We start from the raw sequence: 25316 nt of genomic DNA, 5'->3' as shown, positions 1-25316 counted from the left end.
AGCTCACCACTCCCGGTAGGCGATGCCGTTAAGCCCCTTGCCCCGCGCCTGGGAATAAACGTCAAAGACGTCTTGGCCCTCACGCGGGTTTTGAGCCGTGCTGTCATAGGAGCGCAAACCCCAGCCGCCGTCGTCGTCACGCTTGACCGGCTTCAGCGGGTCATGGGGCACGCGCCGCAGAAAATAGAACTTGGCCCCCTTGGCGCTGCGCACATCGCGCACCCCCTCCACCAACACTTTCAGGTTCGGCGGATAGCCGCTGCTGTTCAGGGACTTCTCGATGTAACCGGCGTCGAATGCGCGTTTGTACGCGTCGATGGCATCGCGAATCTGGTACAGCGCGGTGCGCAGTTCCTGCTCTTTGCCCCGGCGCACCACAGTCTCGGTCAGCGGCGCGGCCATGCCGGCCAGCAAGCCGATCAGGGCCAGCGTCACCACGACTTCGATCAGGGTAAAACCGCGTTGCGAGGCGCTCATGATCAAGGCTTCTCGATAAACACTTGAGTGGTTGAGGCCGCCACCGGCCGATCGATGTGCTCGTTCTGAATGGGCGGTTCCATCTGCCGGTCCGGTGCCTGAATGCGCATGCTGGTTTCGGTGCCGGTCGGGAATTCCATGTCCGACGGGCTCTGGTACGGCAGGTTGCGCACGATCCGTGGCGTGATCGACAGCACCAGTTCCGATTTGCTGACGTTGTCCTTGTTGCTGCCAAACAACCGACCCAGGCCAGGAATGTCGCCAAGCCCCGGAATCTTGTTGCCGGTGGCGCCATGGTCGTTGCGCATCAGGCCGGCGAGAATCTGGGTTTCGCCGTCATGCAGGCGCAGGGTGGTCTGGGCGTTACGGGTATCGACCTGCACCGGAATCGTGCCCTGGCGGGTCGGTTCCAGTGGCGTGGCGTTACTCACTTCCAGCGCGATTTTGATTGCCACTTCGTTGTTCAGGTGCACGGTCGGCTGCACTTCCAGCTTCAGACCGACGTCCAGGTAGGTGACGCTTTCGGTAATCACCGGGCCTTGGGTCGACGGCACCGACGTGGCGCTGATGATCGGCACGCGCTGACCAATGTGGATGCGCGCCTGCTCGCGGTTGCTGACACGAATCACCGGGCTGGCCAGGGTGTTGATGTCGTTGTCCTGGGCATTGATCTTGGCTTGCGGCGAAGGCGAGATGGTGATCCGGCTGGAGTCGATGCCTTTCAATTGATCGAGAATCTGCACCGGCGAACCGTCGCCGTTGACCACGCCGAAGGTGTTCGGCCATTGCAGGCCGAGGTCGAGAATCCGTTGGGTGGCGACCTCCATCACCTCCACTTCCAGCACCACTTCGGGGTTGGACTGGTCTTGCGATTGCAGGAGTTTTTCCGCCATGCGGATCGCGTCTTCGGAGTCGCGCATGGTCAGGGTGTTGAGGCGCTCATCGACAAACACGTCGCGGGTCTTGAGCATGGTTTTGATCATGTTCAGCGCGGTGTTGGCATCGATACTGGTCAGGTAGAAGGTGCGCATCACCAGCTCCTGGTAATCCTTGAGCTTTTGCGGTGAGTCCGGGTAGATCAGCAAGGTGTTTTCGTTCACCACTTTCTGATGCAACTGGTTCTGTTGCAGCAGCAGTTCCACGGCATCTTCGATGCGCACGTCACGCACGAAGATCGTGGCTTTCATGTCCGGGCGCAGGTCCTTGTCGAAGATGAAGTTCAACCCGGCGACCTGGGACAGCACCTCGAAAATGGTTTTCAGGTTGGCGTCGCGAAACTCCAGGGTCACGGGACGTTCCAGGCGTGTGCGCAGTTGTGGGTACTGGATGACGTTACGGCTCTGGACCAGACGGATGTTGCTTTGCAGTTCCAGGGCGCCTTCATTTTTCGGGTCCAGTTCGAGGATCTGTTTGACCTGACGGTCGGCCCCGTAGATGTCGCCGCGACGCAAGTCGCCACGGGCCAGCTCGAGTTTTTCATCGAGGCTGCGCATGTAGTCGAGCTGGCGCATTGCATCCTGGGCACGCCGATTGTTCGGCTCGATGGTCAGCACCCGGTTGTAGCTGACGCGCGCGGCGGCGAAGTCCCGGTGCGAACGGTCGGTGTCAGCCTCGGTCAGCAGCGCGGTAATCGCCTTGGCGTGGGCGGAGTTGCGGGCCAGGTGCAGTTCGGTATTTCGAGGGTTTTCCCGCAGCCCTTCTTCAATACGCGCCAGGCCGGCCTCGTATTGTCCCTGCTCGATCAGCTCGGACGCTTCCTTGTTGGCGACCTGGGCAGAACTGCACGCCACCAGCCCGGCACACGCACAGCAAAAGCTCATCAGCAAACGGGATCTATTCATGGCGTGCTCCCCATAGACAAGGTCTGGGACAAATGCAAAGGCAGGTAGACGAAGCTCAGTTCCACATCGGAAATGCCCACGATCCGCCAGGTTTCGTCGATCACATCCCCTTTGCGTACGACGTATATTTTTTCTCCGCTCAACAAAAACACTTGCTGGTCTGAACGATCATCCATGCGCCCGATAAACTGGAAAGGCATTGGCGGTGCACTGGGGACGGTCACCACCGGGGTCACGTTGACGGGTTGTTCGGTGACGCTGGCGAGCGTCGGTTCAGCCTTCCAGCTGCGGGCGGCGAACAGGTCGCCCGCCGGGCTCAAGTCCTTGATCACAGCGGCTTTGCCGGTGGCTGGCGCGGCAGGCAGGGCACCGCGGGTTTTGCTGTTGGCCGCCGTGGCCACGACGGTGACGGCCGCCTCGCCGTCGTCCGCCGACATCCAGTAATCAGGCAACCAGGCCAGCCCCGCCGCTACGCCGAAGAACCCCACCCACCCCGCTACGCGTTTGGTATTCATCATGACCTCGACAGGTAGAGGGTCATGCGGATCCGCCCGGTCAGGTCGGTGTCGGCGATCTTTTTACGCTGGAACTCCACGTCCTCCACCACCACCGCCGGCAACTGACCGAGCAAGGCATGCAGGAAGCGCCGCAGTTGCGGGTAGCTGCCACGCACCGGCAGCAGAATCTGATAGCGCGCCAGATGGGTCTTGGGGTCGATGCCCAGGGCATATTCACCGCGTGCCAGGGTGATGTGTTCCTGGGCCGCCAACGCGTAGATCTTGTCGATGGCCACCGTGGCTTGCGGCTGCGAAGGCAGCTTGCTGCGGAAGTCGTCGAGCTGACGTTGTGGCACCACCGGCGCGGCGACGCTGCCGTCTTCAACCCTGGCCAGGTATTCACTGGCTTCGCGGGTCTGTTGGCTGAGCTGTTGCAGCGACTGCCAGTCCGGCATCAAGCCCGCCAGGCCATAGACCGATGCCAACGCCAGCAGCGCCATCCCTGCCAGACCGGGAATGCCCAGGCCTTGCAGGTATTCGTGGACGATCAGTCTAGGGATTTGCATCGCCAATCTCCCAGGTAGCCGACAGGTTGAATTGCACCGGGTGCTCGGGCACGTTGGCCACGATTTCGTGGCTCAGCAGCGACACATCGGACAGCTCGTCGCTGGCCTCCAGGTTGCGGTGGAAGTCGAGCATGGCGTCGAGGTCTTTCGCCTCGGCGCTGATGCGCACCTGGCCTTTGCGCGCATCGGGGGTCAGGGTCAGCAAGGCGATGTCGCCCCGGGGCATGGCTTCGAGCATGGCGAACAGGCGCTCCCACGGCCGGCGCAATTGCTGCGAGACCTTGCGCATCTCGGCGAGGTTTTGTGCCTGCTCGCGGATTTGCGCCGGGGTCAGGCTGACCGTGCCACCGTCGTCGCCGGTGAGGACACGCTGGGCGGTTTGCAGATGGCCCTGTTGTTGCGCGGTCTGATCACTGAGGTGTTGCTGAACCACCACGCAAATCAGGCTCAACACCACGCCCACGGCCAGCAGGCTCCAGCCCAGTGGGCCTGAGCGGCGGCGCGGCTGAAAGTCGAGCATCAGGGCGCGCATGTCAGGCCACCGCCCGGGACATGACGTACAAGCCATCGCGTACGGTTGTCCGGTCTTCTTCAAGGGTGCGCAAGTGCACGCCGGGAATGTCGGGTTGCACATCGATACGCGCGGGCGCATGCAGGTAAACGTTCAGTGGCCGCTCGCTGGTGGAGGCCTGCAATTGGCTTTCACGACCGATCAACGCGGTCAGTGCGGCGTCGCTGTCGCCGGTGCCCACCGAACGCACCGAGGCCCAGCGGCCTTCCCGGGCCAGCAGCAATACGCTGCGTACCGGCTCGGCGACCACGAACAGGAAGTCGCCGGTATCGAGGCTTTTATCGAAGTGGTTGAACGCCGTCATCAGGTACGGCTGCACCGAACGCAGGCGCAGGCCCCGGGCACTGACCAGGGTGCGCAGACGCGTCAGCAAATCCTGTGGCAGTGCGCTGGCGACCCGGTCGTAGCCGGCCGGTTCCGGCGAGAGCACCAGGCTCCAGGGTTGCGTCGGCACGCCGTAAAGGTCTTCGAAGCACAGCCGGGCAAACCCGAGCAATTCGTCAGGGCTGCTGATCTGTTCGCTCCAGGGCACCAGACAGAAACGGCTGAAATGCCCGGAAATCACCACGCTCAACTCGGCACCGGCGTGGGTGTGATCGGCCAGCAGATGATCGAGGGTGTCCAGCGCCACCGCCCAGGCGTGGAAGCCTTCGTCGATAAAACCGACGCTGCCCAGCCACAGGGTTTCACTGCCACGACGCTGGCCGAGGCCGACCCCACTGGCGCCGAGCACGGCGATAAAACGATCACGAGACAAAAGTGACACGATTGATCTCCTCGAGCGTGGTGCGCCCTTCCTGAACCAGTTCCAGCGCCGACTCGCGCAGCAAGCGCAAGCCACGTTTGCACGCATGGGTTTTGATTTTCGAAATCGGTTGGCGCTCGACGATCATCTGCCGCAGCTCATCGTCCAGGTGCAGCAGCTCGGCGATCGCCGTGCGCCCGCGATAACCGGTGCCCCGGCAATGCCCGCAGCCCTTGCCGTGAACGAAGTGGAAGTGATCGACGTTGTGGGGGTCGAGACCCGAAGCGAGCAGTTCGTCATCGGTCGGGGTGCACGGCGCGCTGCAACTGGTGCAGACCAGACGGATCAAGCGCTGCGCCAGCACGGCATTGAGCGCCGAGACGAGGCTGTAGGGATCGATTTCCATCTGGGTGAACCGGCCGATGACATCGAACACGTTGTTGGCGTGGATCGTGGTGAACACCAGGTGGCCGGTGAGCGCCGATTGCACGGCGATCTGCGCGGTGTCGGGGTCACGGATTTCACCGACCATGATCTTGTCCGGGTCATGACGCAGGATCGAGCGCAAGCCACGAGCGAAGGTCAGGCCTTTCTTTTCATTCACAGGGATTTGCAGCACGCCCGGCAACTGATATTCCACCGGGTCTTCAATGGTGATGATCTTGTCCACGCCGTGGTTGATCTCGGTGATCATCGCGTACAGCGTTGTGGTCTTGCCGCTGCCGGTGGGGCCGGTCACCAGCACCATGCCGTAGGGTTCGGCGGCCAGCCTGCGCAGTTGACGCAAGGTTTCGTCTTCAAAGCCCAGGGCCTGCAACTGCACACCGCAGACCTTGTCCGCCAGGTCCTGTTTGTCGAGCACCCGCAGCACCGCGTCTTCACCGAAGATGCTCGGCATGATCGAGACCCGGAAGTCGATCTGCCGGCCACTGATGCCGATCTTGAAGCGACCGTCCTGAGGCACGCGCTTCTCGCCGATGTCCAGTTCGGCCATGACCTTGACCCTGGAAATCACCTGCTCGGCGAACTCGCTGCCCTGGATCTTGCTGATGTTGTTGAGCACGCCGTCGATGCGGTACTTGATCACCAGGCCGCTGCCGGTGGTGCCCAAATGGATATCGCTGGCGTGCATTTTCAAGGCGTCGTACAGGGTCGAGTTGACCAGTTTGACGACGACGCTGGCGTCTTCGCTGATGCTGGTCAGAGACAGGCTTTGCAGGGTGTCGGTTTCGATGTTGGCATCGGCCTGGGCGTTGAGCGATTCCACCGCATGGAAGCTCTCTTCGTGACGTGCCAGATAGGCTTTCAGGTCGTCGGCATGCACCAGGTACAGCGGCGCGCCGTGCAGGCAGTCATCGATCCAGGCCAGGCGCGACGTGTCGAACGGATCGGCGAACACGCCGATGATCTCCTCGTCGTGACGCAGCAGGATGAATTCGCGCTTGAGGCATTGGGCCAGGGTGACCCTGTCGAATACGGGAGTGGACTTGAACAGGTTGTCGGTGTCGAGCACCGGATAATGCAGGGTGGCGCCGAGGCACTGGATGAAGGGCATGGGGGCCAGTTCGCACAACACCCCGAGGGCTTCGAGCATCCGCTCGCCGGAACTGGCGGCCAGTGATCGGGCCTGGGCCAATTGCTCACTGGAAAAGCGCGACGGTACGGATTCCAACTGCGCCGGTTCGACGGCAAGGGATAGACGGTCCATGGCTTGCTCTCCAACGCCGGGGGCTTTGAGCCCTGTCGACGCGGCGAGCAATTACGGCGGTTACCGCAACGGCTGGTCGCGCCACTACTCCCCGGTGAGCAATTGTTCGTCGTCTGGTGCCTTGGACGTCGAGGGATTGCGTCGACGATCCGCCAGCACCCAACTGCCGTCGTACAACTGCAGCGGGAAACTCTCGGTCCTGCTCTGGCGTCGTTCGACAAACCCCTCGGATGTGCGCGCGCCTGCTTTGGGTTCGCGCTCCATCCCCAGAAGGTCACAGACTGCACGGGCCAGTTCCGCCATTGGAAACGGTTTGAACAGGATATGGCTGACTCCCACCTGCCGGGCCCGCTCACAGACTTCAGCGGTCGGGTGCCCGGTAATCAGCACAAAATGACAGTTCCTGTTCCGGCGGATGGCATCGAGCACCTCAAAGCCTTCCATATCGGGCAAGCGGTAATCGAACACCATCACATCGGGTGCAAACTGCTCGGCTTCGCCGATAGCCGCCGCACCGTCATGTGCAACCCGGACGTCCAGTGCTTGCGCCTCAAGGTAATCCTTGAGGTTTTGTGCAAGAAGCTGTTCGTCATCGACAACCAGTACTTTGTTTAACAAGGTGGACTCCTTGAAACCGCAGGCCCGAGTTCCGAACCTGGCAGAGTGCTCGCCTTACCGAGGCTAACGCACACTTCATGCCAGGCTGGGTGCCGGGTGTTTCACCACTGCATGTGTTTGATTTTCATAAAAAAGCCTTTCCGCCCAAATACACCGCCCCCCCAAAGGCGGGGGCGCACACGGAATTGCCCTGAAGCTTTTCCCCACTATTGGGGGGGAACCTTCATTCATCGTCAATTCGTTCGATTCGATTACGCGATCGCAGTTGCGCCAAAACCTGCAGGCGAACCTGAGCCTGTTGCTGTCGGTCGAGGTACGCCCTGACCATCTCAAGCCCTTGCACCTCTGTGACATCGGTCACCTCCCTGTGGTTCTGCACCTGGATCAAGTGCCAGCCCAGTGCCGTGCGAACCGGCTCACTCACTGCGCCCGGTGCCAGGGCAAAGGCTGCCGCTTCAAACGCTGGCAGCATGCGTCCACGTGGAAAATAGCCCAGATCTCCGCCCTCACTCGCCGAGGCATCTTCGGACCCCGTCCGGGCCACGCTGGCGAAGTCCGCGCCCTGGCGGATTGTCGCCTGCATGTGCACCAAGCGTAGCCGCGCCGCTTCGACTGTGGCGGCATCGGCGTCCTGGGCAACCTTGATCAGGATGTGCCGCGCCTGCACCGCTTCGGGCTGGCTCATCTGCGCACGGTGTTCTTCATAGAACGCGCGGACCTGTTTTTCGTCCGGCCCCTCGACGCTGGTCAGCTCGGCAAACACCTGCTGAGCCGCGAGTTCACGGCGGGTGTATTCGACAAAACCGGCCTCGTCGAAACCCGCGTCTTCCAGGCGTCGAGCGAATTTCTCGGCACCGCCAATGGCCTGCCGGGTCTGATCAACCTGGCGTTGCACGGTGGCATCGCTAATCACCACCCCACGCTTGACCGCTTCCTGCCACAGCAACTCGCGGTCGATCAATGCGTCCAGCGCCTTTTGCCGAAGTTGCTTGTACGCCTTGGGATTACGAATGCTGCCCAGCGCCCGGCCCTGGTCCTCCAGGTACTCGGCAAAATAGCGTTCGAGGCGGAACTGGGAAATCTCCTCGCCATTGACCCGCGCGGCGACCGGCCCATTGCTGCCGAACGCCACGGGCAGCCATAGGGTCAGCAGGATCAACAGAGTCTTGAGCGTCATGATCGAGGCCTCCGGTCAGGGTTTCGCGGTAATGGGCTTGTAAGGGGCGACCAGGTAGAAGCGCTGGTCGGGCAAATCCACGGTGACGATATGCGCGCCGCTCAAGCCCAGCCGCTGGCCCGGCCCGAAGTTGAGGCGCGGGGTCAGCCCGGTGTCGAAGTCATGCAGGCCTTCCAGCGCATAGATCAGCTTCTCGCGGCTGGCGTCGCGCCCGGCCTGCTTCATGCCTTCGCTGAGCAACAGCATCGAACTGAACGCGCCGACTTGCAGCACCGCGTGCTGGCCACCGAGCCCCTGCTGTTCGCGCAACTGGATCAGGGCCAGGCGCCCGGCCAGCGTCCAGTCGCTGGGCACGAACGGATAGGACAAGAACAACCGCCGGGAAAAACCACTGGGCACTCGCAAAAGGTCACCCGCTACCTGATTCGCCATGGCGAACAGGTAAGGAACCTGCCCCGCCCTCTGCAACCTTTCGGCGAGCAGGCTGAAATCGCTACCGCAGCCCAGGTAAAACAACGAGCGCGAGCCCAGCGGCAATTGGTCCTTTACCGGGTCGTAGGCCTGCAGGCTGACATTTTGCCAGGCGTGATCTTGCAAATACTGACGCAGGGTATGAGCCGCCAGTCGTTGACCGGGATCGTCCGTGTAGGTAATCAGCGTCGGGCCCTGGAGCACGCGCAAACTCCCGGTGGCGTAATCGGCCAGGGCGATCAGTTGCTCGCGCGCCCCTGGCATCGGCTCAAAAATCTGTCGACTGCTCTGCGCCGTACCCTGCAACGAGAGCGGACCAATCAACGGAATGCCCGCCTGCTCCAGACGCGAAACCAGTTGCGTGTCGAGTGCCGGCGCCAGTGGCGCGATCAGGGCAAACACCTGCTCCTGATAGATCAACTGATCCAGCGCCCGCCCGGCACTGACAGGGTCCGGCCCCGGGTCGAGGATCGTCAGGCGCACCTGCCGGCCATGAATCCCCCCCGCCTTGTTGATTCGCGCCACGCTGCCTTTGAGTACCGCCGCCACCGTCGCGCCCTCTTCCGCCAACGGTCCCTGACTCGGCAACAACGTGCCCAGGTGCAGGCTGTCAGGCGTCAGGCCGGGGTCGCGCTCATCAGCCAGGCGTTTGAGGTAGGCCGTGAGGTTGCGCTGATCCTTCATCGATAGCACGAACCGCGGCATCGCCGGGTCGAGGCGATTGTTGGCGGAATCGCGCCCCTCCTGAATCGCCCGCGCCAGGGTGCCGTCGGTGTACGCCGGGTAGTTGCGGCCATTGACGTGCCGTTGGCCATAGGTGCTGGTCAGCCGCGACCAGCTCAGATCGGGTGGACGCACCCCGCCCTCGGGCCGGCCCAGGCCATCGGTGCCGTGGCAGTTGGCGCACGGCAGGCTGGTGGCCGGCAGCAACATGCCCGTCGCCCCGATACGCGCCATGATCGGTTCACCGCTGCCCGACACGCCCTCGCGGTACAGCCGTTTGCCGGCACTTTCGTCAGGGTTCAAGGGCAACGTATCGGCAGCGCAATGAAGATTGCCGATCAGGAACAGGCCGAGGATCAGGGAGATTTTCATGGTGCGGGCTCAGCGACCGGCCACGGGCATTGTCAGCAATTGCAAGCGCTGGGCAATGGCGGCGGCCGGGGCATCGGGGCGGATTTTGCTCCAGCGTTTGTTGGCCACGTCACCCACAATCAGTTGCGTTGAATGTTGCTCGGGAGTCGGCACGATCTGGCCGATGCGCCCCAGCACCAGATCCATTTGCGCCTTGTCGCCAGTGAGAAAAAGCCAGTGGGGGCCATTGACGCCCTGCTTCAAGGTGTAAGCCTTGAGTACCGCCGGGGTATCCCGCAGCGGATCACTGGTAAGGGAGATAAAGGTAATGCCGTCTGCTTTGTCGCCCAGCAACTCACGCACTTCCTTGAGCTTGCGAGTGATCAGCGGGCAGGCATCCGTGCAACTGGTGAAAATCACGTTCAGCAGCACCACGCGGTTATGCAGCGCGTCGCTGTAGAAGCGCAGGGTCTCGCCGTTCTGGTCCTGCAACGGCGTGTCGGTGAACCAGGTTTTCGCATCGCGCGTGCCGCTCGACGGTTGCGCGGTGGCCACGACAGGAGCGGGTTCTTCGTGCCCTTCGTGAGCGAAGGCCAACGAGCTGAAAATCCAGAAGCACAGGCTCAACGCAACCCAGTCGATGACTCTCATGGTTGCTGCTCCATGGCAATGGCGGTGTGTTTGGCGTGGCTGTTGCGCTGGCCGCTGAGTTTCTCCACTTCACGGGTCAGTACGGTCGGGTCGGTGAAGCCGTAATAGCGCGTCCAGTGGCGGCTGTTGCCGTCGCCGACGAGGATCAGCGGCGGGTGGTTCTTGAAGTCGCCGCTGAACGTGCCGAGGCCTTTGAGCGTGGCGTCGATCGATTGCGCACTGCCGGTCAGCCAGCTCCAGCCCGGACCGTTCTGGAAGCTGCGGGCGTAGGCGTTCAGGCGTTTGGCGTCATCACGCTGCGGGTCGATGCTGATCGATACCAGTTGCACCTCGGTACCCACCCGCGCGCCCAGCTGTTTCTGCACTTTGCCCATGATCGACGACACCACCGGGCACACCGTGGTGCAACTGGTGTAAATGAAGCTCATGACCACGATTTTGTTGGTCACCAGATCCTTCTCCAAACGCACCGGTTTGCCGTTCTGGTCCACCAGCGCGACGTCGGCGAACTTGACCTGGGCGCTTTCCGAACGGGCGCCTTTGGCCGGCATGTCGTGCCCGGCGTGTTCATCCGCCGAGTGCGCCAGGGCTTGCCCCACGCCGACGGTCAACAGGCAGAACGTCAGCAGTCCACGGTGTGCGAATCGGTTCATGTCAATTTCCTCTTCAACGGGCATCGCCGGGCAGGACCCGAACGCTGGCAAAGGTCTTGTCATCGAAATTCGCGCCAAGGGACGCCGCACGCACGTGCAGGTACCAGGCGCCGTTCTGGTCGAGCGTCACTGGGGCTTCGTAGATTCCGTTGCCGACCTCAAGGGCCGCGACTTCCCGGGCCCGCGAAGTCGGGGCGCGGAAGTAGCGCACCTGCACGTCTTTCACGCCGCTGCGCTGGGCTTTCTGTTGGCCCTCAACGATGCGAAAGCGCACGGTGTACGGGCTGCCGAGGGCGGCCGTGGCGTTGTCGAGCAGGAATTCGACTTTCGGTACGCCGGGGTGTCGGCTGAGGCGGGTATCCGGTTCAACCAGCGTCGTGAAGCAATGGATGATGTTCGGCTGGTTGAGCAGGAACGCCACGTCGAAACGCCCGGCCGGAGGCAGTTTGACCCGCGCGCTGTACAGCCCCGGCTCGACTTCGCGCAGGCTGCGGTCGATGACCATCGCCGCCCGCGCCACTTGCCCGCGATTGGGGTAACCGGACATCGGTGCGTTCATGCCTTCGGCGTAGAAATAGGTGGTGTTGTCCACCGGGTTGACCACAAACACCGCGTTGTCGTCCCGCGATACCGCAAGGCTCGACGCCAGCGGCAAATCACCGGCCAGCCGTGGCGCCTGGGGCCCGGCTTCGAAACCCTGGCTGATCGGCTGGCGACCTTCACCGAGCGACGACAGGTTGATCATCGTCACCTTGGGCGACGCCAGCCCGCGCACATAGGCGTAAGCCTTGGTGAACACCAGTTGATACGGTTCGGCGGACACGTCCAGTTCATGGACCAGCGAATCGGTGGCGGTATCGATCACGGCCACCTGGTTTTCCAGGGTGTTGAGGACGATGCCAAATCGACCGTCGGCGCTGAAACCCATCGGGCCCAGGCCCTGTTTCATCTTGATCACCCGGCGCACGTCGAGGCTGGCGGTATCGACCACGGTCACGGTGCCGTCCTTGCCGTCGGCGACATACACCGCCTGGGACAGCGGCGAGTACGCCACCGACAAAGGATGCGAGCCGGTCTTGAGTTGCTTGCTGAGGGTCAGGCTGGCGATGTCGATAATGCTCAGCGTGCCGTCGTCGCGGTTGGTGATGAAGGCAAACCGGCTGTCCTTGCTGAAGGCAATTTCGTGATGCCCGGCGCCGGTGGCCAGGTGTTTGAGCGGTTTCAGGCTTTGGCTGTCGATCACGGTGACCCCGGACGCTTCGGCCTTCGGCGCATTGTTGCCGACCCACAGCAGGCGCTCGTCCGGTTGCAACGCTACGCGCACCGGGTGGGTGCCGGCGGCCACCGAGGCGATCAACTTGAACTGCTCGCTGTCGATCACCGCCACTTCGCCGGCGGTGGGCATGGAGATGAATACGCGTTTGTTGTCCTTTGGTGTAACCCAATCCATTGGCGGCCGCTTGAGGTCGATGCGAGCCATGGTGCTGGTGATGCCGCCCACCGAGACCGACGGGTCGACCACGGAGACGCTGGCATCACGGTTCATCACCAGCAGGAAATAGCTGTTCAGGTCGAGCAGCGGCCGTGCGCCGATGCTCGATTTCAGGAACACCCCGACCCGGGATTTGCAGCTCCGGTCACGGCCCTGGGCCAGGTCGGCGGCAACGGTTTCCGGGTCCAGCCAGGCACCGGGATTGACGCCGGAAAGGGGTTGGCCCGAAGCGCTGTCACTGACCCGGAAGAGCACGTCGGCAAACTCGCCTTCGCGCAGCACACCGTCCTCGACCAATGGCTGCATTTGCAAGGTTACGGACACGCCGTCACGCTCCAGCGTCTGACCGCTCCAGGTGTCCGGTAGCGCTATCTCGCTGAGCATGTCGGGCGGAGTCGTGCGCCAGACGCCCAGCCAGATCAGCGCCAGCCCGACAACCAGCGCACAACCGGCAATTGCAGTGGTCCTGTTCATGTCACCTTCTCCCCTTACAGATCTGCGCCTGTCTTGCGGCCGCCATCGCTGGCAAGCCAGCTCCTACAATTTGCCCTGTGCGAACCCGATCCCTTGTAGGAGCCGGCTTGCTGGCGATGAGGCCCTTACGCCTGGCATCAATCTCACGGCCGCCATCGCTGGCAAGCCAGCTCCTACACTTCGAACCCTGTAAACCCGATCCCTTGTAGGAGCGAGGCTTGCCCGCGAAGGCGTCATCCGCCATACCACCCACAACCGAGGTGTCCCCTTCGCGAGCAAGCTTCGCTCCTACAGGGCTGGTGTCGCACAACGTCTACGGTGCCGGTTCTGGTTCGTTGGTCACGCGCAACAAGCCCCAAAGCCCGGCGGTATTGCCGTAGGCGCCGTAATCGCGGAACAGGTAGTCGCCCGGTATCGCGTTGCTGCCCCCGGCGCTCGGGTGCATGAAGCTGAAGTGCGCCGCCGGCAGGACGCTTTCGCGGGCGCCGATGTACATCGACATCGGGTTGAGCCCGAACCGCACCGAACCCACGCCAGGCGTACTCATCGGATAACCGCTGGTGTCGCTCTTCTCCGACTGGAACGGGTTGACCGACCAGACGTGACCGTCCAGCTGGAACGTCGTGCCGCGGCTACCCCCGGATGGCATCAGGATGTGCGTGCGGAACGGTTGCCCCGGTTTCACATACAGCACCGGCGTCTGCGGATCGCCGCCCACCAGCGCATTGCTGTACGCCATGTGCGCGTTGGGCACGTCGCCGTAACCCGCGCCGTCGGCATGACCGAACGGCGCATCCGGCGCCAGGCCGAAGCGGAACCATATCGGCTCGGACTTGTAGTTGATGGCCATGCTTGAGTTGTCCTGTGGATCGGTCGGCACACCGAGGCCTTCGGCAGCGATGCCTTCCACCGGCCGGCCATTGGCCCAGCGAATGTTCAAGGCTTTCTGCCAGACCATCGCAAAGTCGCGGTAAGGGGTCTGCCCCGGTGCGGTGACCGTCGCCGTGACTTTGCGCGCGTCGTCCACCCAGGTAGCACCGACCGGCAGGATGCTCATCGCGCCACCCAGGCCTTTCTGCGGTTGCTTGATCACGTCCGCCGGGGTGAAATTCAACCCGCCGAACTCCACGGCCGTGGCGTTGATGTTGTCGACGTTGCGGCCCAGTTGAGTGATCGGTTTGCCTTCGCGCTCCAGGTGCCCGGCGTAGTACTGATACGTACGGGTCGGGTAGGCGCCGCTGTTGCCAACCCGTGGTGGCACGGTCTGGATCGGGTTGGCGCCGACGTTGGTACCGTCGGATTTGGTGATGTCGTACGCCAGCAATTGGGCGTGCAGGCCCACGTGGCTGGACGGCCGCATCAGGTTGTTGCTGAAGGTGGTCGAGCCCTGTCCGCTGTTGCGATCACGTTTGACGATGCCTTGCATCACCGCCGTCTGGGTCAGGTCCGGCATGACCATGGGCAGACGGTTTTCCAGGGTGATGTTGATGCAGTCCCCCGCCGTTGCGCGCAGCACCAGCGGTTCGACAGGCACACCAGGCTTGAGCTTGCCGGTGACCGTATCGAGGTCAGACTTGCGCACGTAAATGATCGCGGTCGGGTCATGCAACGGACCGCTTTGCCCGCCGATGGTGATGGTTTCGCCATCTTCCGGATCAGTCACGGTGACCTGCGGAATATTGACCACCCGCGAGTTGTACACCAGGGTGCCGCCCGCCGGATTCAACGGCCCGCCGACATGCTGGCCGATGCTCTCCGGATCGCCGAGGACCAGGTTCAGCGGATTGCCGAGAATGTCGTTGGCCAGTGCCGCGACCACTTCATAGTTGCGTTGCACGGTCGGCCGGGTGCCGATGCCGTTGGGGTTGGCGCTGATCCGTGGACAGGTACCGTCGAACGCCACGGTGTTGCGCATCCCCGCCGGTTTCGGGTTGTTCGGCAGCGCGAACAGATCGCTGCGCTGGGCCGTGTAGTTACGCATCACGCCCCAGATCCCGCTCCAGTAACCTTCGAGGGAGGCGTCCATCGAGTACAGGTAATCACCCGTGGTCGCCGCCGAGCTGGACAGCATCGAGACCGGCGCAATAAAGCCCATCTGCTCGGAGATCCCGATCATTTGCGACGAGCGCCAACCCGAGTTGGAGCTGTTGCCGTAACCGGAACCGCTTTGCAGCCACTTCACGCCGTGCAGGGTCACGTTGTGCTCTTCTTCGTGACCGCCGGCATGCACCCGCAGCCGCACGTTGTCACCGGTGTAGGTACGCAGCATCGGCGTGAACGGATCACCCGGTTCCGCGCCGCCACGGTTGATGTGCGGCGGGAACAAAGTGGTGCCGCCAGTCGGGCCGGTGGCGGCGGTGATCAGGTTCGGCGCCTGGTTCATCGCCGGGATCGCACGGTCGGTGCGGCTTTGCATGGCGTACGCCAGATCGCCGCCGAGGCCGTAGGCCTGCATGCCGCGCTTGCCGTCCGGGCCGATCTTGTAGGGGTCGTATACCCGCAGGGCCAGCGGTTCGTTGCGGTAGTTGACCACGAACATGCCGGGGTCATCGACCGAGATCGCTTGTGGGCACGGCCGGCTCGGACAACCGGGGACCATACCGCCCTGCACTTCGAGAATGCCGTCCAACAGGGTGCTGGCGTTGTTGCGCACCGGCGGATTGATCGCGTAGCGGAAACTGTCCGCGGTGGCCGGGAACGCTTGTGGATTCGGCACCCCATTGGGACCCGCTCCCACGTACACACCGGCTTCATAGGCATGCTGGAAGTCGCTGTATTCGAGGAAGAATTCACGGAAGCTGTCGTTCTTGCCGTCACCGTCCAGGTCGCCGGTGGACACCACGGCTTGCCACGAAGTCGGCCCGCCATCCTGGCGCGCGCCGCTGTACAACGGCTCGCCGGTTTCGGCGTGGAACCAGGTGGAACCGGCCGGTTCAGCGAGCACGGTGGCGTACAGACCAATCTGCTGGTGAGTCGATGGCCCGAGATGATCGTGGGTAAAAATGGTCCCTAGGCCACGGTCGACGCCTTTGCTGTTCACCACCGGGTCGGCAAACCAGCGCTGCATCGCGGTGCGCGCCCCGACCCAGTCGGCCCGGCCAAACTGGCCGAAGTACGGGTGGTTTTTAGCTTTCGGGCAGGCCGGTGTGCCGTCACGCGGGTCAGCGCCCTGGCATTGGTTGAACTCGCGAATGGCGTGGATGCGTTCTTGCACCGCACCGGGGGAAAGTACGCCGTCTTCGTAGTTCCAGCCGTTGGCCGATCCGTCCGCCGCCGTCAGGTCCCATTTCGGCAAGTGAATGTGCTGGCCGATCACGTCAGTCGGCGTGCGCACCTGATAGTCGTCCATTTCATAGGTGGCCGGCACCAGGTTGGTTTGCTGGTATTGCACGCAGTCGAGGGTGTTCATGCGCATCACCAAAGGCTCTGGTGGACGCTGCTTGGTGATCACCGGCCAGGCGTCTTCCCACAGGGCCAGAATGCGCGCTTGCGGGAAGTGGTAGCCGACCTTGTTGTAGACCGCGTCGAACTGGATGTTCGCCGCTTTGTAGACCCGTGGCCGGTCAGCCGTGAAGGTCGAGGCCCCGCTGAAGGACATGCCGTCGAGCCGTTCGCCGCTGAAAAACTCGCCCATGCCGGCACTGCTGGTCAGGCGTTTCTGCCGGTCGTCCATGCACGGTTCGTAGAAAGGCGCACCGGCGACTGGCAGCGCGCCGTTAGTGCGGAAGGCGCGTGCGACGATTTGATTGCCGGGCAGCACGGCGAAGCTCGGGTGGTCTTTTTTCGCGTGGAAGGCCATGGCCGCCTGTTCAACTTCGGTGCCCTCTTCCGGCAGGTAAAGCGCTTTGGCGCGGGTCACTTCCTTGGAGAAATCCAGCGAGGTGGTCACGGTGTTCGCCTCGCCACCGGCAGAGAAACCGTCCAGGGAATGGCGTCCCAAACCGCCGTCCCAGCCACCGGACTGCGCCGGATCGAGGTTGGCCCACAAGGCATTGCCGCTGGTTTTCAAGGCATAGGCCTTGGCGGCGTCGAGCATGTCCAGCGGTGGGGTTGGTGGACGTTGGCCGACCGAACTTTCCATGCCGCCGATCCAGAACGGATATCCAGGGTTTTTCAGGCTGCCGTCGGTGTTGCGGTTGGCGTAGCTGCGGTCAACCAGCGCCAGGGAGCCAATGGCCTGGGCGCCACCGCTTTGCTCACCGTCGCCGTCTTCATCATCATTGCCAGCCACCAGGGTCTCGCCGACTTTCGGCACGACCACGACCTTGCCCGGCATCGGCGCCATGGCTTTGCCCGGTAGCGGCACGACCGCTGGAATCGGCGTGCCGGCAATGATCTCGCCATCGGGCAAGGCCCGGGCGCCAGCGGCCGGTTTACCGCTGCGCAGTGCGTAAGGTTCGCTGTGATAACCGTCGGCGCCCTGCTGGGACACCTCGAGTCGGGTGCCTTCTTCAAACACGTCGTGCACCCGCCACATGCTCCACATGCCTTGGGCGAAGTGCGGATAGAAGTGGCAGTGATAGATCGCATCACCGGCGACGCGATTGCGGTTGCCCGACCCGCCGTTGGCGATTTCATAGGTGTAGCCGGCGCCCGGCCCGATGCCTTGGGCGTCGACATAGTCAGAGTTGTCGTCGTTGGGATTGAACAGCCACTGGTGCCCGTGCAAGTGGAAGATGTGTTGCTCGTGGCCGTTGTGGGTGTTGCGGAATTTGACGAAATCACCGATGTAGCTGTGGTTGACGTTGGACGGCTCGGATGGATACAGCGCCATCGTCGCCTTGACCCCGACCTGATCGGCGCGCGGTGTTTCGCCCGGCCGGATGCTTTCCAGACCGGCGTTGGCCGGTACGTCCACCAGCATCGCCACGTCGCCGACAGTGTGCGAGCTGAGGAAGAATTCTTCATAGGCACAAGACAGGCAATCGTGCATCGGCCCGACGCCTAACCGGTTGGCCACCACTTCGGCACCCATGCCGCCGGAGCCGTAGTTGATCATGAACGAATCGCGGGTCGGCTCCAGCACGTGGGCCATGACCGGGTCTTCCCAGTACGCGGGGAATGCCTGGGTCGCGGCGGTTTCATCCTGGAATTGCGAGGCGAAATCGCGGAACGGTTCCAGCCGGTTAGGCAGCGCCGGGTTGCGTTTGCCGATGGCTTCCAGCGGATAGGTCGACGGCGGGAAGCTGCCGTCGGCGTAGCTGCCCATGACGATCGCATCGCTCTCGCTGGAGATGATTTCGTTGCCGTCGACCATGTTGATGATCGGCGTGCCTGCCTTGCCTTCACGAATCCACGGTTCACGCTGCGGGTAGCGTGCCTGGTAATCGACAATCGGTTGACCGGCCGGCGTGCGGCCGGTGCTGGCGAGGCGCATTTCTTCTTCGGTCACTGTGTTGCGATAGGTACGGCCGCCCTTGGGCACCACCACCACTTCGCCGAACAGGCCATTGGCGACGTTGCCCGCATCGCCTTCACCACCGAACGTTGCACCGCGGCTGCTGGCTGCGAACGCTCCTTCACGCTCAGCGTACAAGGTGTAGGAACGGGTCGCGCCGGGGGCGACCAGCGTATTGGGGTTACGTCCGGTGTAGGCCGAAATGTCGTCAATGCTGTTGACCGCCTGCAGACCGTTGACCTGAAAGCCGACGTGGCGGTCGGTGACCTGCTCATCGACCTTGAACTGCTCCGCGTTGCCGATTTCTACCTCGCCCTCGATGTCCCCCTCTTCTTCCTCGCCGCTGTCGTGGCTGCCAGGGTTGGCCTGATAGGCCAGCAGGTTCTGCAGATTGATGGTCAGGCAGTCACCGGCGGCAACCCGCAACACCAATGGACGCGGACGCTTGTCGGGCCGCAGCGAAACCTTGCCCGGCACCGCTGCGCCACCGTAGGCCAGGGACACATTGTGATCGTCGACCACATCACGACGCAGGGCGAACATCATGCCGTTGGCGTTTTGTGCACCGAGGCGGTTGAACATCAGCGGTTGATCCAGCGCCACAACGTTCGCCACCAGATTTCGTTCACAACGCACGGCGGCTTCGGCCAACTCGATGCCAAACAGGGGTGCAACAAGCAGCAGCAAGTTAACCAAATGATGAGCGTGGGGTATGCCGGTCATAATCACGGGCCTCGCTTTGGGTACTCACGGGAATGATTCTCGACAAATCCCCTGGAGCAATCCGCATGCCATAAATTTTTTTGTTATTTTTCAGTTAGCTACGTAAACGACTTGATAAGTCGGGGGATATTCCCCACCCAATCCCCACCATTCGGGTTGCCCTCTGATTCCACCAAGACGCCCACACCTGTAGGAGCCGGCTTGCTGGCGATCGGATTTGTGGACAGGTGGTGATTGTGAAAATGCTTTCGCCGGCAAGCCGGCTCCTACAGATGAATGTGTTGCCCCACATGTGGGGCCATCACCCATCACAGCGGCGCATCCACGGCCAGGCCTTGCAAGCGGCGATACTGGCGCAGCACGCTCGGCACATAACGGCGGGTTTCGGCGAACGGCGGGATCACCCCGCCACGGCTCAGCACCGCTTGCGGCCCGGCGTTGTAGGCCGCCACGGCGAGCGCGATGTCGTTGTCAAACAGGGTCATCAGGCGCTTGAGGTATTTGGCCCCGCCCTGAATGTTGGCCTTGGGGTCATAGACGTTGGTCACGCCCATTTCCCGGGCGGTGTCGGGCATCAATTGCATCAGCCCGCCAGCCCCCTTCGATGAGGTCGCGCCGGAGTCATAGTGGGACTCGGCCTGGATCACCGCATGCAACAGCGCCGCCGGTAATTGATTGGCCTTGGCGGCCGCCGAAACCAGCTCGGCATAGGGTTGCCGGGCAATCATCTGTGGCTGTTGATCAAGGCTTACCTGCGCCGATTCAGGCTCGCGGATCACCCGTTCATAGGTACGGCCGGGGCGGTGGACATTGGACAAAACGTAGCTGCCCTTGCTGTCCACGGAAACGAATACATCGGCCTGAGCTGTGCCTGCCAGCAGCATGCAGCCGAGCAGTCCAGTGGTGAGTGTTTTCATTATTCTGTCTCCCCTGACCGGCCCCGAAAAATGGGGCTATTGCCCCAATGACCGGTAGTGAACCAGCCATACGCAAGCACTGTGCCGTAAGCGCGAAGGCCAGTAATTCAGGGGTTGCGGCAGGATGTCCGGGGGTGAGCATGGCAATTGCATGAGCCTCTGTGGCGACCCTTCTGCCGACTGTGTGAGGTCATCATGAATCATCGTCTGTGTTGTGCCCCGCGTAACGGCTCACCGCGAGCCCAGCGCGGGTTCACGTTGCTCGAACTGTTGGTGGTGCTGGTGGTGCTGGGGTTGTTGGCCGGCATCGTCGCGCCGAAGTATTTCGCCCAACTCGGCCGCTCCGAAGTGAAGGTGGCCAAGGCGCAAATCGAAGGCCTGGGCAAAGCGCTGGATTTGTACCGCCTGGAGGTCGGCCATTACCCGTCGACCGAACAGGGTTTGCAGGCGCTGGTCACCGCGCCCAGTGATGAAACCCGCTGGACCGGCCCCTACCTGGCGAAAAAACTGCCGCAGGATCCGTGGGGCCGCAATTACACCTACCGCTACCCCGGCGAAAACGGTGAATACGACCTGTTGTCCATGGGCAAGGACGGTCAACCCGGCGGCGAAGGCGAAAACGCCGAAATCACCAGTTGGCAGTGACGGGAGGCGAGCATGCGCTTTCATCTCAAGGCCGTCGGCAAGGCTGGCGTGGTCTCGATGACAGTCGAGGCCCATGGGGACAGCGAAGCCCGACGCATTGCCGAAGACCAGGGCCTGCGGGTCGTCAGCCTGCAAGCCGAAAAGCACTGGCGGGCGTTGCGGCTGCAAAAGCGCGAGACGTTCAACCTGGTGCTGTTCAGCCAGGAGCTGACCACCCTGCTCAACGCCGGCCTGCCATTGATCGATGCGCTGGAAAGCCTGGCGGAAAAAGAAATCGCGCCACAGGCCCGCAAAACCTTGAGTGAACTGGTGCGCCTGCTTTATGAGGGCAAATCGTTTTCCCAGGCGTTGGGTCAGTTGTCAGCGGTTTTCCCACCGCTCTATGTGGCGCTGGTGCAGTCCAGCGAGAAGACCGGCGCGGTGGGCGATGCGCTGGGCCGCTATGTCAGCTATCGCCAGCGCATGGACGAGGTTCGACAGAAGATCGTCAGCGCTTCGATCTACCCCATGCTGTTGCTGGTGGTGGGAGGTGGCGTGGTGCTGTTTCTGATGGGTTACGTGGTGCCGCGCTTCAGCCTGGTGTTCGAAGGGCTGGGCAATAACCTGCCGTGGCTGTCACAAGTGCTGATGAACAGCGGGATGTTCCTGCATGCTCACCAGGGCGAATTCTTCGGCACTTTGGCGGCGGTCGTCGTCGCCTTCGCCTTCCTCCAGCGCCAACCGGCCTTTCGTCGGGGCGTGGACCGGGTGATCGAAAAACTCCCGGCAGTCCATCAACGCATCTTCATGTACGAACTGGCGCGCTTCTATCGCTCGTTGGGGATTCTGCTGCAGGGCGGCATCCCCCTCGTCACCGCCATGGGCATGGTCCGTGGCCTGCTCACCGCGGCCTCCCGCGTGCGCCTGGACCAGGCCTGCGAGCGGGTGCGCGAGGGGCAATCGCTGTCGACGGCGCTGGAGCTCAATCACCTCGTGACACCGGTGTCCCTGCGCTTGCTGCGTGCCGGCGAGCAGTCCGGCAACCTCGGACAAATGATGGAACGCAGCGCGGATTTCTACGACGAAGAAATCAGCCGCTGGATCGAATGGTTCGTACGCTTGTTCGAACCCTTGCTCATGACCTTCATCGGCCTGTTGATCGGGGTCATCGTGATCCTGATGTACATCCCGATATTCGAACTGGCCTCGAGCATTCACTGACCCCGGGACAGCGTCGACTCGTACCGTTCATCGTTCATCGACGTTGCCACTGAATAAACCGGAACGTTGCAGTGTTCTCCCACTGAATCGAGCAGCAAGTTGCATTGTTCATCAACGTTCCAACCTGAATAAAAAGACGGAGAACGACATGCACATCAACAAGCTTTTACTGGCAGTAGCTATTGGCGCGGTTTTGTCGGCGTCTACCGTATTGATTCCGGACAGCCTGTCCGGCGTATCGAGCGCTCAGGCCAAGGATGGTGGGGGTGGTGGCGGCTCTGGTGGTGGTGGCGGCGGTGGCTCTGGCGGCGGTGGTGGTGGCTCTGGCGGTGGCGGCGGTGGTGGAAACGGTGGCGGCGGCAACGGCGGTGGTCACGGCGGAAGCGGCAGTGGCGGCAATGGCGGCAGCGGTCACGGTGGAAACGGCGGCGGCAATAGCGGCAGCGGTCACAGTGGCAACGACCATGGCTCGGGACATTCCGGTAACACCGCCTCATCCGGTCGCAGCGGCACCCATGCCGAACCGGGAGACGATCACGGCGTTCACCACGCCGGTGAAGTCGGCCACAACCGTGGCGTTCATCATGCCGGTGAAATCGGTGACGACCACGGCGTTCATCATGCCGGTGAAGTCGGCCACAACCGCGGCGTTCATCGCGCCGGTGAAATCGGTGACGACCACGGCGTTCATCGCGCCGGCGAAATCGGTGACGACCACGGCGTTCATGTCGGCGGTGAACCGGGTGACGACCACGGCGTGCACGTCGGTGGCGAGCCGGGTGATGACAAAAGGTCCTGATCACCCCTGACCAACAGACAACACCGCCCCCTGTAGGAGCAAGCTTACTCGCGATAGCAATCTGTCATTCAACATTAATGTGTCTGACACACCGCTTTCGCGAGCAAGCTTGCTCCTACAGGGATCGCGTGGACCTAGAGTCCACCCTCGGCCTGATCCAGCCGCTCGCGCAGAAACTCGATCAACGCCTGCACCGGTCGCGAACTCTGGCGATGCTGCGGGTACACCGCCGACAACGTCAGCGGCTGCGGGCGAAACTCATCCAGCACCGGCACCAGCCGCCCATCCTTCAACGCCGCCCCGACAATGAAGGTCGGCAGATACGTGATCCCCATCCCGGCAATGGCCGCATCCCTGAGCAACTCACCATTGTTGACCCGCATCCGCCCGGTCACGTTGACCGCCAGTGGCTTGCCCTGCCCTTCAAAACGCCATTGCACCTGGCGGCCGTGGCCATACGGCAGGCAGTCGTGTGTGTGCAGGTCCTCGGGTTTACCCGGCGTACCGCGCTCGGCCAGGTAAGCCGGGCTGGCGCAATACACCCGCTGGATCGAAGCGATGCGGCGGGCGATCAGCGTCGAGTCTTCGAGGATGCCGATGCGCAACGCCAGATCGTAACCCTCGCTGAGCAGATCCACCGGGCGATCGCTCAAATCCACTTCCACCGTGACATCGCGATAACGCTGCAAGAACACCGGCAGCAAACACCCCAAATGCGCCACCGCAAACGACAACGGCGCGCTCACGCGAATGGTGCCGCGCGGTTCGGTGGTCTGGCCGGCGATGCCCTGTTCCACCTGCTCGACTTCGCTGAGCAAGCGCAACGCCGACTCATAATAACTCTGGCCCAGCGGCGTGACGTCCAGGCGCCGCGTGGAGCGGTTGAGCAACCGTACGCCCAGGCGTTCTTCGAGTTGCATCAAGCGACGGCTGACGAACTGCTTGGACAGGCCCAATTGATCGGCGGCCGAGGTGAAGCTGCCGGAGTCCATGACCTGGCAAAAAATACGCATATCTTCGAACGGGTTCATTGTCACTTTCCGGTTGACAGTTAAACGCTTTATAGCCGCTTTTTCCCTTTCGAGCACCCTATTAATCTGTGTCCACGGTGTTGCTGAGGCCTGAGTCCCAGCGCAGCAGCAACCTGACCCTTAGGTAACCAATCTCTAATTAAAAAGGATTTGCTCATGAACCTCGTCAAAAAAACCCTGACCGCTTCCCTGCTCGCCCTCTCCGTCGGCAACGCCTTTGCCGCTGGCAGCCCAGGCGTTGAACACAACACTCAAGCCTTCCTCGAAGCCCTCGCCGCCGGTGGCGGTAAACCGCTTGAGCAGTTGAGCCCGAAAGACGCCCGTGCGGTGCTGACCGGTGCGCAAAACTCGGTCAAGGTTGATCTGTCGGGTGTGGACGTCAGCGATCGTGCAATCAAGGTCGATGGTCAAACCATCAACCTGAAAATCGTGCGCCCGGCCAAGGTCAAAGGTGAGTTGCCGGTGTTCATGTTCTTCCACGGTGGCGGCTGGGTGCTGGGCGATTACCCGACTCACCAACGCTTGATTCATGACCTGGTGGTCGGCTCCGGTGCCGTCGCGGTGTATGTCGATTACACGCCGTCGCCGGAAGCGCACTACCCGACCGCGATCAACCAGGCCTACGCCGCGACCCGTTGGGTGGCCGAGCATGGCAAGGACATCGGCGTCGACGGCAAGCGTCTTGCGGTGGCCGGTAACAGCGTCGGTGGCAACATGGCTGCGGTCGTGGCATTGATGGCCAAGGAACAGAAAGCCCCGGCGCTGCGCTTCCAGTTGTTGATGTGGCCAGTGACCAACGCACAGTTCGACACCGGCTCGTACCAGCAATTTGCCGAAGGCCACTTCCTCACCAAAGGCATGATGAATTGGTTCTGGGACAACTACACCACCGACCAGGCCGAGCGTGCGCAGATCCACGCCTCGCCGTTGCAGGCCAGCGCCGAACAGCTCAAGGGCTTGCCGGCAGCGTTGGTGCAGACCGCCGAGTTCGACGTGTTGCGTGACGAAGGCGAAGCGTATGCCCGCCACCTCGATGCGGCCGGTGTGCCGGTCACGGCGGTGCGTTACAACGGGATGATTCACGACTTCGGCTTGCTCAATCCGCTGAGCCAGATTCCGGAAGTGAAAGCGGCGGTGCGTCAGGCCGCGCTGGAACTCAAGACTCATCTGAACTGAGTTCCCACGCCCCTCCCACGGTCATCGTGCGAGGGGCTTTTCTGTAGGAGCGGCCGGGCGGCGCTCCGTTTGCCGGCGAAGGCGCCCTCAAATACGCCTTCGCCGGCAAGCCTGGCTCCTACAGGGGATCGGGTTCACACAGTTCAACTGTAGGAGCGAAGCTTGCTCGCGAAGGCGCCCTCAAATACGCCTTCGCCGGCAAGCCTGGCTCCTACAGGGGATCGGGTTCGCACAGTTCAACTGTAGGAGCGAAGCTTGCTCGCGAAGGCGCCCTCAAGTACGCCTTCGCCGGCAAGCCTGGCTCCTACAGGGGATCGGGTTCGCACAGTTCAACTGTAGGAGCGAAGCTTGCTCGCGAAGGCGCCCTCAAGTACGCCATCGCCGGCAAGCCTGGCTCCTACAGGGGATCGGG

Annotated in this window: 20 protein-coding genes; 4 read left to right on the top strand and 16 right to left on the bottom strand. The window is 62.5% G+C overall.

Annotated elements, in window-relative coordinates:
* Nucleotides 1-3: 3 nt before the first annotated feature.
* The 15 genes from IB245_RS22885 to IB245_RS22815 form a co-directional block, all read right to left on the bottom strand.
* The gene (locus IB245_RS22885) at nucleotides 4-477 is read right to left on the bottom strand and encodes a type II secretion system protein (protein WP_008043347.1); all 474 of its coding nucleotides are present in this window, start codon (nucleotides 475-477) and stop codon (nucleotides 4-6) included.
* Between the two features lie 2 nt (nucleotides 478-479).
* Nucleotides 480-2318: a secretin N-terminal domain-containing protein gene (locus IB245_RS22880; protein ID WP_008043349.1), complete on the bottom strand. Its 1839-nt coding sequence runs from the start codon at nucleotides 2316-2318 to the stop codon at nucleotides 480-482.
* The gene (locus tag IB245_RS22875) at nucleotides 2315-2833 is read right to left on the bottom strand and encodes a hypothetical protein (protein WP_008043350.1); all 519 of its coding nucleotides are present in this window, start codon (nucleotides 2831-2833) and stop codon (nucleotides 2315-2317) included. Before IB245_RS22875 ends, IB245_RS22880 begins: the two co-directional genes overlap by 4 nt.
* Nucleotides 2833-3381 (bottom strand): GspMb/PilO family protein, encoded by a 549-nt coding sequence (locus tag IB245_RS22870; protein ID WP_008043352.1) that lies wholly within the window; start codon nucleotides 3379-3381, stop codon nucleotides 2833-2835. Before IB245_RS22870 ends, IB245_RS22875 begins: the two co-directional genes overlap by 1 nt.
* Complete coding sequence (locus tag IB245_RS22865) at nucleotides 3368-3913, bottom strand: PilN domain-containing protein (protein ID WP_008043354.1); 546 nt, start codon at nucleotides 3911-3913, stop codon at nucleotides 3368-3370. Before IB245_RS22865 ends, IB245_RS22870 begins: the two co-directional genes overlap by 14 nt.
* A 1-nt stretch (nucleotide 3914) precedes the next feature.
* A complete protein-coding gene (locus tag IB245_RS22860; protein WP_008034013.1) occupies nucleotides 3915-4718 on the bottom strand; it encodes a hypothetical protein in 804 nt (267 codons plus the stop codon).
* Entirely contained in the window at nucleotides 4699-6405 is a 1707-nt protein-coding gene (locus tag IB245_RS22855) for a GspE/PulE family protein (protein ID WP_008034012.1), read from the bottom strand. Before IB245_RS22855 ends, IB245_RS22860 begins: the two co-directional genes overlap by 20 nt.
* A gap of 84 nt (nucleotides 6406-6489) precedes the next feature.
* Entirely contained in the window at nucleotides 6490-7023 is a 534-nt protein-coding gene (locus IB245_RS22850; protein ID WP_008043360.1) for a response regulator, read from the bottom strand.
* Between the two features lie 223 nt (nucleotides 7024-7246).
* On the bottom strand, nucleotides 7247-8200 hold the full coding sequence (locus IB245_RS22845) for a peptidylprolyl isomerase (RefSeq protein ID WP_192228728.1): 954 nt from the start codon (nucleotides 8198-8200) through the stop codon (nucleotides 7247-7249).
* A gap of 15 nt (nucleotides 8201-8215) precedes the next feature.
* Nucleotides 8216-9766 carry an ABC transporter substrate-binding protein gene (locus IB245_RS22840; RefSeq protein WP_192228727.1) on the bottom strand — a complete coding sequence of 517 codons (1551 nt, stop codon included), beginning with the start codon at nucleotides 9764-9766 and terminating at the stop codon, nucleotides 8216-8218.
* 9 nt (nucleotides 9767-9775) lie between these two features.
* Entirely contained in the window at nucleotides 9776-10396 is a 621-nt protein-coding gene (locus IB245_RS22835) for an SCO family protein (protein ID WP_008043374.1), read from the bottom strand.
* Nucleotides 10393-11049: an SCO family protein gene (locus IB245_RS22830; protein WP_192228726.1), complete on the bottom strand. Its 657-nt coding sequence runs from the start codon at nucleotides 11047-11049 to the stop codon at nucleotides 10393-10395. Before IB245_RS22830 ends, IB245_RS22835 begins: the two co-directional genes overlap by 4 nt.
* Nucleotides 11050-11062: 13 nt before the next feature.
* Nucleotides 11063-13015 carry a YncE family protein gene (locus IB245_RS22825; protein ID WP_192228725.1) on the bottom strand — a complete coding sequence of 651 codons (1953 nt, stop codon included), beginning with the start codon at nucleotides 13013-13015 and terminating at the stop codon, nucleotides 11063-11065.
* Between the two features lie 313 nt (nucleotides 13016-13328).
* On the bottom strand, nucleotides 13329-19136 hold the full coding sequence (gene mnxG, locus IB245_RS22820) for a manganese-oxidizing multicopper oxidase MnxG (protein ID WP_192228724.1): 5808 nt from the start codon (nucleotides 19134-19136) through the stop codon (nucleotides 13329-13331).
* Between the two features lie 308 nt (nucleotides 19137-19444).
* Nucleotides 19445-20053 (bottom strand): lytic transglycosylase domain-containing protein, encoded by a 609-nt coding sequence (locus IB245_RS22815; RefSeq protein ID WP_192228723.1) that lies wholly within the window; start codon nucleotides 20051-20053, stop codon nucleotides 19445-19447.
* A 195-nt stretch (nucleotides 20054-20248) separates the two neighbouring features.
* Here IB245_RS22815 and gspG point away from each other — a divergent pair, with 195 nt between their 5' ends.
* The 3 genes from gspG (at nucleotide 20249) to IB245_RS29115 (ending at nucleotide 22697) form a co-directional block, all read left to right on the top strand.
* On the top strand, nucleotides 20249-20698 hold the full coding sequence (gspG, locus tag IB245_RS22810; RefSeq protein ID WP_008043382.1) for a type II secretion system major pseudopilin GspG: 450 nt from the start codon (nucleotides 20249-20251) through the stop codon (nucleotides 20696-20698).
* Nucleotides 20699-20710: 12 nt separating this feature from the next.
* On the top strand, nucleotides 20711-21898 hold the full coding sequence (locus tag IB245_RS22805) for a type II secretion system F family protein (RefSeq protein WP_192228722.1): 1188 nt from the start codon (nucleotides 20711-20713) through the stop codon (nucleotides 21896-21898).
* 148 nt (nucleotides 21899-22046) lie between these two features.
* A complete protein-coding gene (locus tag IB245_RS29115) occupies nucleotides 22047-22697 on the top strand; it encodes a hypothetical protein (protein ID WP_225609960.1) in 651 nt (216 codons plus the stop codon).
* 134 nt (nucleotides 22698-22831) lie between these two features.
* Here the strand turns inward: IB245_RS29115 and IB245_RS22790 are convergent, their stop codons facing one another.
* Nucleotides 22832-23728: a LysR family transcriptional regulator gene (locus tag IB245_RS22790; RefSeq protein WP_192228719.1), complete on the bottom strand. Its 897-nt coding sequence runs from the start codon at nucleotides 23726-23728 to the stop codon at nucleotides 22832-22834.
* 156 nt (nucleotides 23729-23884) lie between these two features.
* Here IB245_RS22790 and IB245_RS22785 point away from each other — a divergent pair, with 156 nt between their 5' ends.
* Complete coding sequence (locus tag IB245_RS22785; protein WP_008032696.1) at nucleotides 23885-24904, top strand: alpha/beta hydrolase; 1020 nt, start codon at nucleotides 23885-23887, stop codon at nucleotides 24902-24904.
* Nucleotides 24905-25316: the final 412 nt, after the last annotated feature.

Source organism: Pseudomonas sp. PDM02 (assembly GCF_014852285.1).
Classification (GTDB): domain Bacteria; phylum Pseudomonadota; class Gammaproteobacteria; order Pseudomonadales; family Pseudomonadaceae; genus Aquipseudomonas; species Aquipseudomonas migulae.
This window is presented reverse-complemented; position numbering and strand designations above follow the sequence as displayed.